The following is a 12,672-nucleotide window of genomic DNA, read 5'->3' as shown; positions in this document are numbered from 1 at the left end:
GGCGCGTTGGCGTTGCCATTGATCCTGATTAAGGGTTGAGTGTCGCGCAATTGCACCCGCTGCATCGCGTCGGAGGATAGAGCCTTGAAAGAGTACAATACGATCACGTTCGACATCACCGACGACATCGCGGTGCTGACGCTCAACCGGCCAGACAAGATGAACGCGCTCAACGCACAGATGCGCGCCGAGATCACAGATGCGGCGCGCGTGGCCGGACGCAAGGCGCGGGTGCTGGTGATGACCGGCAACGGCAAGGCGTTTTGTTCTGGGCAGGATTTGTCAGATACCGGCCGTGTGTCCGAGCTTGATCTGGAACGGGTGCTGCGCGACGAATACGTGCCCATGCTGCACGCCATTGGAAATTGCCCGGTGCCCACGATCAGCGCCGTGAACGGCCCGGCGGCGGGAGCTGGGGCCAATCTGGCGCTGGCGGCGGATGTGGTGATTGCATCAGAAAACGCCTATTTCCTGCAAGCTTTCACGCGGATTGGTCTCATTCCCGATGCCGGCGGCACCTTCTGGCTGCCGCGCCAGATGGGGGCGGCCAAGGCGATGGGGGCAGCTCTTTTCGCCGAACCCATTAGCGCGCGGCAGGCGGATGATTGGGGCATGATCTGGGAAGCGGTTGATGAGGCGCTGTTTGAAGACCGCTGGCGCGACCGGGCGGCGCATCTGGCCAAGGGGCCAACGCTTGCCTACGCCAACCTCAAACAGGCCATCCGCGGCAGTTGGGACAATGATCTCTCGGGTCAGCTTGATCTTGAAGCGCGGTTGCAAGGCGATTGCGGGAACAGTCGCGATTTCCAGGAAGGCGTGCTGGCGTTTATCGAGAAGCGCAAGGCGGAGTATGAGGGGCGGTAGGTTCTTCCGCGAGTTATGTAAAGTCGGCTTTGAGCCCAAATCTACCGATGCTGCATCGCGCTCGAATGGGCGTGATGAGCACAGAGCGGTCATCCTCGGGTGGGGTGACTCCTCCGATCGCCTCTTGAGAAGATTCGTGCAGCCACCCGCATACGCAATTGATAGAGCCATTCACCGGAGACGCCTTCTTTGGCGGGAAAACTGCCGAGACTGAGCTCAACTTCAATATGCAACTGGTTAGAATTTGTACATGATCCAAAAATTTTTTCAGTTCTTTTGCGCATAGACCTGCCGATACAACTCGAGTGTCCAATCCGGTGAAACGTCGGCTCAAACAGCGGCCCCTGCTGACGGGCGTGCGGTCGCAAATCGGAACATTCAGGGAGAACGAACATGACTCTTATCAAAGGCGGCCTTCTCGATCGCCGCGGATTCTTGAAAACCACTGCAGCGACAGTTGCTGCCGCGTCGTTGCCATTAGGTGCGGCCCGAGCCGCGCCCAAACGAGGTGGTCATTTGCGGGTTGGCCTTGGGCATGGCCAGACAACCGACACGCTGAACCCCGGCCTGTATGATTCTGGCTTTATGATTGCGTGGACACATGCTGTGCATGGCCGTCTGACCCAAGTCGGTCCTGACGGTTCACTTACGCCAGAACTGGCGGAAAGCTGGGAAGCATCAGAGGACGCCGCAGAATGGCGTTTCAAGATCCGCAAGGGCGTTCAGTTCCACGATGGGCAAGAGCTTACCGTTCAGGACGTTGTCAATTCGATCAACTTCCACCGTGGCGAAGGCTCGACCTCGGCGGCAGCGCCGCTCGTCGAGCCGGTACGGGATATCACTATCGAGGGCGACGACACCGTTGTCTTCAAACTGAGCGGTGGCAATGCCGACTTCCCATTCCTTCTCACTGATTACCACCTGCCGATCTGCAAAGCAGATGGCGACTCGATTGACTGGCAGTCGGGAAATGGCTGCGGCACGTATAAGAGTGCCTCCATCGACTTAGGCGTTTCGGCCAATTTGGAGCGGCATGAAAACCACTGGCGCGATGGCGTGGCTTTCTTCGATTCCGTCGAATTTCTGGCGCTGATCGACCTGAACGCCCGGACCACGGCGCTTGTTTCGGGCGATGTAGATGTGATTGACCGGGTAGATTTGAAAACTGCCGGGCTTTTGGGGCGCAAGCCGGGTGTCAATGTCCACTCAATTTCGGGCAAGGCGCATTACTCGATCCCGATGGATGTACGCCGGGCGCCCTATGACGACAACAATGTCCGTCAAGCTCTGAAATACGGCGTCAACCGTCAAGAAATGGTGGACAAGATCCTGTTCGGCTTCGGCTCGATTGGCAACGATCATCCGGTCGGCGCTGGCGAACAGTACTTCAACTCTGAGCTCGAGCAGAAACAATACGATCCAGATAAGGCCAAGTGGTATTTGCAGCAGTCCGGCATAGACAATTTGCAGGTGAATTTGTCGGCTGCGGACGCGGCCTTTGGCGGTGCGGTGGACGCTGCGGTGCTTTTCCAGGCCTCGGCCAAGGCGGCTAGTATCGATATCAACGTGATCCGTGAACCCAATGACGGCTACTGGTCTGATGTCTGGATGAAAAAGGAGTTTACATTCTCATACTGGGCCGGCCGTCCGGTTCCGGACCAAATGTTCTCGACTGCCTATCAGTGCGGCGCGTCCTGGAACGAGAGCTTCTGGTGTAATGAGCGGTTTGACGACCTCTTGATCAAGGCACGTGCCGAACTCGACAATGCCAAGCGCCGCGAGATGTATTGGGAAATGCAGGAGATCTGCGCGACCGATGGTGGCGCGATCATTCCAATGTTCAACGACTGGGTTTTTGCAGTCAACGACAAGTTGGGGCTGCCCGAAGTCATGGGTTCTGACTGGGATCTCGACGGCAACCGCTTTATGGAGCGCTGGTGGTTCGCCTAACCTCATGAAAACCGGGGTGTCGGTGGGTCCGACACCCGAAACCCAATTCAAAATGTTTTAAAGTCAGGCGTTAAAAAACCGCATGGTCGGGTCGGCCTCGATCTGTTCGAACAGCCATGCGACAAATGTATCGAGCTTTGGATTGGGTGCACGTTCTTTTTGCATCGCTAGATACCAGCGGCCTGGCTCGGGCACCGAAATGTCGAACGGTCTGACCAGGCGCCCCCTTTCAAGATCCCGCGCGCAAAACGGTGCCCTTGCGACGCTGATGCCGTGATTGTTTAGAACTGCCTCACGGACAAGCGGGTAATTGTCGAAAATTGAGCCAAATTTCATAGTGCCGCGGTCCAAGCCCGCCGCATCCAACCAACAATCCCAGTCATCCGGCTCATTCCATGTGTTTGGGATACTCAGCAGTAGGAAATTACTAAGCTCTTCCAGCAGAATTCCACCGTTTGAGGGATTCAAGGCCTCCGGAGCACATACCGGGTAGATATCTGTTTCGAACAAGGGGCTATAGTCAAATCTCTTATCGAACGGTGGCGCGTTGAACACGCCAACATCGAACCGGTGCATATCATAATCACCGTCTTCAAAAGTAGAGACAATGCGCACGCGCGTATCCGGATTATCCTGAAGAAATTCAGCCAATCTGGGCTGGAGCCACATCGTATTGAAACTTGCGTAGGACTGAACGAGCAACACGTCCGGTTCCTCAGGTGTCTGGATGCGCCGCGTGGCTTTGACAATACCCTGAATATGTTCGCGGATCGGCGGGTAATATTGCTCTCCGGCCGGTGTCAGTTCGACCGAACGACTTGTGCGTTCCAGCAGTTTGACACCGATTGATGTTTCCAGCGCTTTGACCTGGTGGCTGACTGCCGCATGCGTCACACAAATCTCGTCAGCCGCCTTGCGGAAGCTCCTATGGCGCGCCACTGCCTCAAACGCGCGTAGCGAAACCAATGTTGGCATTTGGGTCTTCACCGGTTGGCCACCTCGATGATTGCAGTCTGCTCATCACTGAGCGGGGATAACCGACGACAGAATCGGGAATTCCTGAGTCTTCATAGATTTTCTCATAGCTTTTCAGCTGGTCACACGCAATTCTCAGCGCTTTGGCATTGGTTAGAAAATCTTGATGAAGGGAAAATTCTTTCAGTTCTTCGACTGGGTGAGAAATGTCAGACTGGCAAGTAAAGAAGTTCAAGGATTCCACCTTCATGCAAGCACCATCGCCTTCGTCAAATGCATATGGCTTTCCGTTGCTGATCAAACACTTGCTGAACGGACCCCACTTCGCCTCAACCTGCCAGGAAATCGTCAGCGGCACCGAAATGCGGCTGAGCTACGCGGAGTTGGGCAAACGCGTGCGCCAACTTGCCAATTCTCTAAAGGCCAGCGAGATACATGAGGGCATGCGCGTCGGTGTCATGGATTGGGATACGCACCGTTATCTTGAGTGTTTTTTCGCGATCCCGATGATGGGCGCGTCCCTTTTTACGATCAACGTCCGTCTATCTCCTGCCCAGGTTCTTTATACAATCAACCATGGGCAGCCGGACCTGATCATCGTGCACCGCGATTTCATGCCGCTCATTGATGATATCAGACCGGGCTTCGATCGGGACATCATCATCGTGCCGATTGGAGACGGTGAAGGGTATGAAAAGTGGATAGGCGAGGCCCCAGACAGCTTTGACTTCCCGGACTTCGATGAAAACCAAACCGCAACCCTGTTTTATACGACCGGGACAACCGGCAATCCCAAAGGGGTGAGCTATTCACATCGGCAGTTGGTCCTTCACACATTGGGCTTGATCGCAGGTTTCGGCGCATGGCCCGGGAATTCCGGGTTTCATCGCGGCGACGTCTACATGCCGCTGACACCCTTGTTTCACGTCCACGGCTGGGGATTTCCATATGCCGCAACGATGCTGGGGCTGCGTCAGGTCTATCCCGGTCGATATGACCCTGACATAATCTTGCGATTGATTGCAGCCGAAGGCGTCACCTTTTCCCATTGCGTTCCCACGGTTCTGTCCATGGTGCTCGACCATCCCAACTGCCCGCAAACTGACCTGAGCAAATGGAAAGTTATCATTGGGGGCGCCGCTTTGCCGCGCAGTCTGCAGGACCGGGCGGCGGCGGCAGGCATATCCTTGCATGCGGCATATGGTATGTCCGAAACCTGTCCGTTTCTGACGGTGGCCGATTTGTCCAGCGACGATCCAGAGGTGCAGGCGCAAACCGGCTTTCCCGGCCCGCTTGTCGACCTTCGCGTCGTGACACCGGATATGAAAGACGTCCCGCATGACGGCGAAACAACCGGCGAAGTTGTTGCTCGGGCTCCCTGGCTGACACAAGGCTATCTGGATAACGCGCAAGCCTCGGGTGAGCTTTGGGATGGTGGCTATCTGCATACCGGGGATGTTGGGTATATCCGCGAGAATGGGTCGTTACAGATTACTGACCGCCTCAAGGATGTGATCAAGACCGGCGGCGAATGGATTTCCTCGCTGGCACTGGAAAACATAGTATCGTCTTGCAGCGGCGTTGAGGACGTCGCCGCGATCGGACTGCCGCACGCGAAGTGGGGCGAACGGCCAGTGTTGGTCACTCAAGCCGCAAAAGATGCCGATCCGGATATTGTGCGTTTAAGCGTCATGGCGGAAATTCAGTCGCGCGTTGACGCAGGTGAACTTTCGAAGTGGGCCGTTCCTGACGAAATTTTCTTTGTCAGCAGCCTGCCTAAAACCAGCGTCGGCAAGCTCGACAAGAAGCTCGTGCGGCAAGACATTTCAACTCGCGCGGGCCAATCATGACAGACAAGCAACGCCGTATTAAGGCGCTTATTCAATCCATTGTCACCTATCTGAAGGCTCACAGAGCTGCCACGCGCGGCGTTGATCTGACGTTGGACAAGCTGGCAGCCATGGACCTGTCCGATGAGAGGCTCATTGACTTACCTCCCCAAGGAACCCGGCATGATGAGGTTCTGAAGAACGCCATCGAAGGGGTTGTCGCCCCCGAATTGCAGGATATCGCGGGTTGTCTGAAAGCGGCGAAGGATGATCTGGTGTGGCGCGAAGACAACGCCCAATTCTATCCCCCTGGTGCCGATCTGGGGGAGGGATACACAAAGTGCAACCTGCATACCCTGCTCATCGGGCCCGATGCATGTGGGCATCACCATCCCGACTTCAACCTTGGCATTTTCATGCTGGGCCCAAGGACACTGTATCGCGACCACAACCACGACGCGCCAGAACTGTACCTGAACCTGTCCGAGAAATCCGGTTGGCGGTTTGGCAGCCGTGACTGGCAGGATTATCCGGCTGGATCACTTATCTGGAACGCGGCGGGCGATCCCCACGCCACAAGGGTCTATGACCAGCCATTCATCTCGGTCTTTGTCTGGCTCGAGAACGTGCATTCACCCTGCAACGTGATCCATTTCGACGACTGGGCCGAGGTCGAACAGGATCTTTCCAAGCAGCCTGATTGAGGTTTCCGAACATGATTTCCATTGAACGCACCGAGGGTGTCGCTTTCATCGAACTGAATGCCCCGCCGGTTAACGCCCTCGGCCTGAAGATGCGGCAGGCGATTTCTTCAGCCATTCACGACCTTGAATCTGATGACCAGGTCACAGCCATCGTTCTGTGTTCGGCCCTGCCGCTCTTTTGTGGCGGCGCTGATATCGTTGAGTTCCGCACCGGGGCTGTTTGGGACAAGCCGGACCTGCCGGACCTGTGTGTCACGATTGAAACCAGCAGGAAGCCGGTTATCGCAGCGATAGCAGGCCCTGCGATGGGAGGTGCTCTGGAGATCGCACTTGCCTGTGATTACCGTGTCGCCACACCAGACGCCGTGATGGGGCTTCCCGAGATCAAGCTGGGGCTGCTTCCCGGCGCCGGGGGCACCCAAAGGCTGCCACGGATTGCCGGACTGGAAGCGGCAACGCAAATGATCCTTTCGGGTGATCCCGTGAAAGGCGAATATGCCTCGTCTTGCGGGTTGGTCGACGCGCTTTTTGAGAACGACCAGGAATTTTGCGCGCATGTTTTGGACTTCGCCACCCGTGTCAGCCATGAGGGCGATCCGAAACGCAGTTGCGCGGATATGACCGTCACACACCCTGATCCGAAGGGTTATCTCGCGGGTTTCCGAGACCAGATAGCGCACAGGTCCAAAAACCTTGTCGCCCCTGAACGCTGCTTGGTATCCATCGAGGCCGCGTGCGAATTGCCGCTGTCCGAGGGGTTGGCACAAGAGAAGGCAGGTTTCGCTGAACTGCTCGACACACCTCAATCGCGCGCCGGGCGGCATCTGTTCTTTGCAGAGCGTGAATGCACCAAGGTTCCCGGCGTTACCCGTGCTGACCAACCACGTAACATTTCATCGGTCGCCGTGATCGGTGCCGGAACAATGGGGCGCGGCATTGCTATCGCCTTTCTGCAGGCGGGGTATCCGGTCACGCTTCTTGAAACGACGCAAGGCGCGCTCGAACAGGGGCTGGAAAAGGTCCGGGAGCATTTCCAGCGTGCGGCCCAAAAAGGGCGGCTTAGTGCCAATCGGGCAGAGGCAGTCGCCGCCAACGCCACCGGGACACTCAGCTATGCAGACCTTGCGAAGGCCGACCTGATTATTGAAGCGGCGTTTGAAAGCATGAATGTCAAACGCCAGATTTTCGAAGCGTTAGACCGGCACGCAAAACCTGGCGCGATACTGGCCTCAAACACATCGACGTTGGATCTTGATGAAATAGCTGCGGTCACGTCCCGTCCGGAGGATGTGATTGGTCTCCATTTCTTCAGCCCGGTGAACGTCATGCGCTTGCTAGAGGTGGTGCGGGGCGCCAAGACCGCTCCCGATGTCATTGCAACGGCAATCATGGTCGCAAAGAAGATCCGAAAGCTCCCTGTCACGGTTGGCGTGTGCTACGGCTTTGTTGGAAACCGGATGCTGGAACCATACTTCCGCGAAGGATCCCGTCTGCTTCTAGAGGGGGCGACGCCGAAACAGGTGGATAACGTCCTTGAAGGCTTCGGCATGGCCATGGGCATTCATGCGATGGCAGATCTGGCCGGGGTCGATGTGGGCGCCCGCGTGCGTCAGGAACGGCGTAGTGAAATCGCACATGACCCGACATACCAGGCTGTGCAGGACCGGTTGTTTGAACTGGGCCGACTGGGTCAGAAAACCGGGCGGGGAAGCTATGTCTACGAGGGACGGACACGGGTCGAAGACCCTGAGTTAGTTCAAATCAGCACCAATTTGGCGGGCCTGCATGGTGTGAAGCGTAGGGACATCGACGATCAGGAAATCCTTGAGCGATGTATCTATCCCCTGATTAACGAGGGCTTTCTGATCCTTGAAGAGGGCATTGCAACGCGCCCAGGTGATTGCGACCTGATCTGGGTCAATGGCTATGGCTTTCCGGACTGGCGCGGCGGCCCAATGCACTATGCCGATGAGATTGGATTGAGCCAGATTCTGGAACGAATGAACCACTATCGGCAGTCGCTTGGTACCTATGGCGAGATGTGGTTCACACCTGCGCCTTTGTTGGAAGACCTCGCAACCTCGGGCGTGACACTTGCCGCGCATTTTGATGCCAAAAAGGAAAAATCATGAGAGAAGCCGTCATCGTCTCAACCGCACGAACCCCTATTGGGGTGGCCTTCAAAGGTGCGCTGAACAACATCAAATCCCCCACCATGATGGGGCACGCCATTCAGCGCGCGGTTGAACGTGCAGGTGTGGACCCCGGTTCGATCGAAGATGTCGTCATCGGATCGGTCCTGACTGCGGGAACCGCAGGCATGAATGTCGCCCGTTTGTCGGCGCTGGCGGCGGGCCTTCCCAATACGGTGGCAGGACAGACGATCGACAGGCAATGCTCCTCCGGGTTGATGGCCATTGCGACGGCTGCAAAGCAGGTCATTGTGGATGGTCAGAACGTTGCCGTGGCGGGCGGGCAGGAGAATATTTCCGCCCTGCAGAATGCATATCTGAAATGGGCGGGCGATGAGAAAGACCCAAATGTTATCGCCCAATCAGAGCATGCCTATATGCCGATGCTGATGACGGCGGAAAATGTGGCGCGAGCTTATGGGATCAGCCGCGAGGCGCAGGATGAATATGCCGCACTTTCGCAAGGTCGGACGGCCCGGGCTCAGGCCGCTGGCACATTTGACGACGAGATCGTCCCGATCACGGCGGTCAAACGCGTCAGGAACCGCGACACCGGAGAGGAAACCCTGGAAGAAGTGACCTTGTCAAAAGACGAAGGCAACCGGCCGGGCACGACGGTCGAAACACTTGGGGTGTTGAACCCGGTTGTCGAAGGCGGCGTGATCACTGCCGGAAACGCAAGCCAGCTTTCTGACGGTGCCTCGGCTTGTGTGCTCATGGAAAGCAAAATGGCTGAGCAACAGGGCCTCACACCGCTAGGTATCTATCGCGGTATGGCGATTGCAGGAAACACACCGGAAGAGATGGGGGTCGGCCCGATCTATGCCATTCCAAAGCTGCTGAAGACTGCAGGTCTTCGCATGAGCGACATCGGCCTTTGGGAGCTTAACGAAGCCTTCGCCTGCCAGGTTCTGTATTGCCGCGACCACCTTGGGATCGATCCCGAAATCTACAATGTGAACGGCGGTGCCATCTCGATCGGCCATCCCTACGGCATGACAGGCGCGCGGCAAGTCGGGCATGCCCTGCTTGAGGGGAGGCGTCGTGGCGTAAAATACGTGGTTACGTCCATGTGTGTTGGCGGAGGCATGGGCGCCGCAGCGTTGTTCGAAGTCGCCTGACCCTGCTGAAATGAGTTCAGACCAAGAGTTACCTGGCTGCGACATTGACAACCTGGCATCTGTGAAAGTCTTTTTGTTCCCACGCCGCGTTTTATGTCGGGCGCAATGTGCAAATAGCAGCCGTTTGAGAACTCGCAGCGAAAGTCTGAAAGGTCCCGCCAAGCAGTCATTAAACAAAAACCACCCTTACAATGGTGTGAGGGTGGTTTTCTACACTTGAAACCAAACTCTGGTTTGATGCCGGCTGGACTACCGGTTCTCCATATCCACATAATCCCGCAGCGTCTCACCCTGATAGAGCTGGCGCGGGCGGCCGATTTTGAGTTGTGGATCGGCGATCATTTCTTTCCATTGTGAAATCCAGCCCACCGTGCGGCTGAGCGCAAAGATGGGGGTGAACATCGACGTGGGGAAGCCCATCGCATCCAGAATGATGCCGGAATAGAAATCCACATTCGGGAACAGCTTTTTCTCGGCGAAATACGGATCCGCCAGAGCCTGTTTTTCTAGCTCCTTGGCAACCTGAAGGGTGGGGTTGTTTTCCACGCCCAAGAGATCCAATACCTCATCGGCGGATTGCTTGAGCACCTTCGCGCGTGGATCGAAGTTCTTATAGACCCGGTGGCCAAAACCCATCAGGCGGAAATCATCGTCCTTGTCCTTGGCGCGTGCGATGTATTCTGGAATGCGGTCAACCGAGCCGATCTCGCGCAGCATTTCAAGACAGGCCTGGTTCGCCCCGCCATGCGCCGGTCCCCAGAGGCACGCAATCCCGGCCGCTACGCAGGCAAACGGGTTGGCCCCTGAGGAGGAGGCCAGACGAACAGTGGATGTCGACGCATTCTGCTCGTGATCGGCGTGCAGGGTAAAGATCCGGTCCATCGCGCGGCTCAGGATCGGGTTCACCTCATAGTCCTCGGCAGGCACGGCAAAGCACATGCGTAGGAAGTTGGACGCATAGTCCAGCTCATTGCGCGGGTACACAAACGGCTGGCCCAGCGTGTATTTATAGGCCATCGCCGCAATCGTCGGCATCTTGGCAATCATGCGGATCGAGGCGACTTCGCGCTGCCACGGGTCGGAAATGTCGGTGCTGTCGTGGTAGAAGGCACTGAGCGCGCCGACGACGCCGACCATAATGGCCATCGGATGCGCATCCCGGCGATAGCCGCGGAAGAGGAAATGCATCTGCTCATGCAGCATGGTGTGCATGGTCACGCGGTTCTCAAAATCCTCCAACGTCGCAGCATCGGGTAGCTCACCGTAGAGCAGGAGGTAGCACACTTCGAGGTAATGCGATTTCTCCGCAAGCTGATCAATCGGATAGCCACGATGCAGTAGCTCGCCTTTGCCGCCATCAATAAATGTAATCGTGCTGTCGCAAGATGCCGTCGAGGTAAAGCCCGGATCGTAGGTAAACACACCCGCCTGACCATAGAGCTTGCGAATGTCGAGGACATCCGGTCCGGCCGTCGGCGAATATATCGGCAAATCATAATCGGTGCCATCAATCGTCAGTTTTGCGGATTTCGTGCTTTCGGCCATCGGGGTCTCCCTCGTCTCGCAGATGCCGTGTGACATCGCGCTGTGCATAGTCTCGTGACCCTTTAGGCTTGGTTAAGCCTGAGCTTGGGCCGCGTCGTTTAGTCGGGCCAGAGATTCCTCTCGCCCAAGGACCAGCATCATGTCAAACACACTGGGTGTTGCGCTTCGTCCTGCAAGGGCTGCCCGCAAGGGGCCGGCGAGCTTACCGAACTTGATGTCCTTGGTCTCCGCGAAGGCCATTGCAGCGGCCTCCAAAGCGTCACGAGACCACGTAACATCTTGCAGTCGCGGCGTCAATTCATGCAGTATACCACGGGATACATTATCAAGCTGTCCGGCGGATTTCTCATCCGGAGTGATTGGTCGATCTGTGAGAATAAACTCAGCCTTATCAATCAGTTCAGGAAAGGTTTTGGCCCGCTCTTTCAGGCAGTACATACCCGTTGACAGCAGATCACGTTTTGCTGTGGGCAAGGCATCTGCTCTGGTCGAGGCCAGAAAATCCTCCAATTCATGCAGCAGCGCAGCATCGTTACTCGCGGCGATATGCTGGCCACAAAGATTCTCCAGTTTTTTGAAGTCAAACCTGGCCGGAGACTTGCCAATTCCACTGAGGTCGAACCACTCCTGGGCTTGGGCGTCGGTGAAGAATTCATCATCTCCGTGGCTCCACCCAAGTCGCGCCAGATAGTTACGCATACCAGCCGCCGGATAGCCGATTTTCTGGTATTCATCGACGCCAAGTGCCCCGTGGCGTTTTGACAGCTTCTTGCCATCAGGACCATGAATCAGCGGAATATGCGCCCAGACGGGGATGTCCCAGCCCATGGCTTCAAACACCATCATCTGGCGTGCGGCATTGTTGAGGTGATCATCGCCCCGGATCACATGTGTCACCCCCATATCGTGATCATCCACCGCCACGGCCAGCATGTAGACAGGCGTACCGTCGCTGCGCAGCAGGACCATGTCATCCAATTGGTCATTGCGGATCGTGACATCGCCCTGCACCTGATCCCGAATAACAGTATTGCCATTTTGGGGGGCCTTGATGCGGATCACGTAGGGCAGGTCGGGATGGGTGGCCGGGTCCGCTTCGCGCCAGGGGCTGCGAAACAGGGTGGAACGACCTTCGGCGCGCGCCGCCTCACGAAAGGCCTGGATTTCGTCCTGCGTGGAGAAGCATTTGTAGGCCTTGCCTTCGGCCAGAAGCTGATGCGCCACTTCGGCATGACGGTTGGCGCGGTCAAACTGACTAATGACATCGCCGTCGTGATCCAGCCCAAGCCAGGCCATGCCATCCAGAATGGCCTGTGTGGCCTCAGGGGTAGAGCGTGCGCGGTCGGTATCCTCAATCCGCAAGAGAAACGTCCCGCCGCCGCCCCGTGCGTAAAGCCAGTTAAAGAGGGCTGTACGTGCCCCTCCAATATGGAGATAGCCCGTAGGCGAGGGGGCGAAGCGGGTCACAACCTTTTGCGCCATGAAAACGTTA

At 56.7% G+C, this 12,672-nt stretch carries 9 protein-coding genes; 6 read left to right on the top strand and 3 right to left on the bottom strand.

Annotated features, from left to right (window positions below; genetic code table 11):
- Positions 1-84: 84 nt before the first annotated feature.
- Both RZ517_RS11275 and RZ517_RS11270 read left to right on the top strand, forming a co-directional pair.
- The gene (locus RZ517_RS11275; protein ID WP_338548333.1) at positions 85-864 is read left to right on the top strand and encodes an enoyl-CoA hydratase-related protein; all 780 of its coding nucleotides are present in this window, start codon (positions 85-87) and stop codon (positions 862-864) included.
- Positions 865-1,257: 393 nt separating this feature from the next.
- Positions 1,258-2,814, top strand: a complete 1,557-nt coding sequence (locus RZ517_RS11270; RefSeq protein ID WP_338548332.1) for an ABC transporter substrate-binding protein — start codon at positions 1,258-1,260, stop codon at positions 2,812-2,814.
- A gap of 63 nt (positions 2,815-2,877) precedes the next feature.
- Here the strand turns inward: RZ517_RS11270 and RZ517_RS11265 are convergent, their stop codons facing one another.
- The gene (locus RZ517_RS11265) at positions 2,878-3,789 is read right to left on the bottom strand and encodes a LysR substrate-binding domain-containing protein (protein WP_338548331.1); all 912 of its coding nucleotides are present in this window, start codon (positions 3,787-3,789) and stop codon (positions 2,878-2,880) included.
- Between the two features lie 248 nt (positions 3,790-4,037).
- Between RZ517_RS11265 and RZ517_RS11260 the strand changes: the two genes are divergently transcribed.
- The 4 genes from RZ517_RS11260 to RZ517_RS11245 are packed head-to-tail and all read left to right on the top strand — an operon-like array spanning position 4,038 to position 9,635.
- Entirely contained in the window at positions 4,038-5,639 is a 1,602-nt protein-coding gene (locus RZ517_RS11260) for a fatty acid--CoA ligase (RefSeq protein WP_338548330.1), read from the top strand.
- Positions 5,636-6,322 (top strand): dimethylsulfonioproprionate lyase family protein, encoded by a 687-nt coding sequence (locus RZ517_RS11255; RefSeq protein WP_135502144.1) that lies wholly within the window; start codon positions 5,636-5,638, stop codon positions 6,320-6,322. The genes RZ517_RS11260 and RZ517_RS11255 overlap by 4 nt, the downstream gene beginning before the upstream one ends.
- 11 nt (positions 6,323-6,333) lie before the next feature.
- Positions 6,334-8,454, top strand: coding sequence for a 3-hydroxyacyl-CoA dehydrogenase NAD-binding domain-containing protein (locus tag RZ517_RS11250; RefSeq protein WP_338548329.1), 2,121 nt, complete (start codon positions 6,334-6,336; stop codon positions 8,452-8,454).
- Positions 8,451-9,635 carry an acetyl-CoA C-acyltransferase gene (locus RZ517_RS11245; RefSeq protein ID WP_135502148.1) on the top strand — a complete coding sequence of 395 codons (1,185 nt, stop codon included), beginning with the start codon at positions 8,451-8,453 and terminating at the stop codon, positions 9,633-9,635. Before RZ517_RS11250 ends, RZ517_RS11245 begins: the two co-directional genes overlap by 4 nt.
- Before the next feature lie 249 nt (positions 9,636-9,884).
- Here the strand turns inward: RZ517_RS11245 and gltA are convergent, their stop codons facing one another.
- Together gltA and gltX are read right to left on the bottom strand one after the other, a co-directional pair.
- Positions 9,885-11,180 (bottom strand): citrate synthase, encoded by a 1,296-nt coding sequence (gltA, locus tag RZ517_RS11240; RefSeq protein ID WP_338548328.1) that lies wholly within the window; start codon positions 11,178-11,180, stop codon positions 9,885-9,887.
- 72 nt (positions 11,181-11,252) lie between these two features.
- A complete protein-coding gene (gltX, locus tag RZ517_RS11235; RefSeq protein WP_338548327.1) occupies positions 11,253-12,662 on the bottom strand; it encodes a glutamate--tRNA ligase in 1,410 nt (469 codons plus the stop codon).
- Between the last annotated feature and the right edge of the window lie 10 nt (positions 12,663-12,672).

Source organism: Roseovarius sp. S88 (assembly GCF_037023735.1).
In the GTDB taxonomy this organism is placed as follows: domain Bacteria; phylum Pseudomonadota; class Alphaproteobacteria; order Rhodobacterales; family Rhodobacteraceae; genus Roseovarius; species Roseovarius phycicola.
The sequence above is the reverse complement of the archived record's forward strand: the minus strand, read 5'-3'. Positions and strand labels throughout refer to the sequence as shown.

Coding starts and splice junctions, on each gene's coding strand:
- RZ517_RS11270 (WP_338548332.1), top strand. CDS start 1,258: ATGACTCTTATCAAAGGCGGCCTTCTCGATCGCCGCGGATTCTTGAAA.
- RZ517_RS11265 (WP_338548331.1), bottom strand. CDS start 3,789: ATGCCAACATTGGTTTCGCTACGCGCGTTTGAGGCAGTGGCGCGCCAT.
- RZ517_RS11260 (WP_338548330.1), top strand. CDS start 4,038: ATGCAAGCACCATCGCCTTCGTCAAATGCATATGGCTTTCCGTTGCTG.
- RZ517_RS11255 (WP_135502144.1), top strand. CDS start 5,636: ATGACAGACAAGCAACGCCGTATTAAGGCGCTTATTCAATCCATTGTC.
- RZ517_RS11250 (WP_338548329.1), top strand. CDS start 6,334: ATGATTTCCATTGAACGCACCGAGGGTGTCGCTTTCATCGAACTGAAT.
- RZ517_RS11245 (WP_135502148.1), top strand. CDS start 8,451: ATGAGAGAAGCCGTCATCGTCTCAACCGCACGAACCCCTATTGGGGTG.
- gltA (WP_338548328.1), bottom strand. CDS start 11,180: ATGGCCGAAAGCACGAAATCCGCAAAACTGACGATTGATGGCACCGAT.
- gltX (WP_338548327.1), bottom strand. CDS start 12,662: ATGGCGCAAAAGGTTGTGACCCGCTTCGCCCCCTCGCCTACGGGCTAT.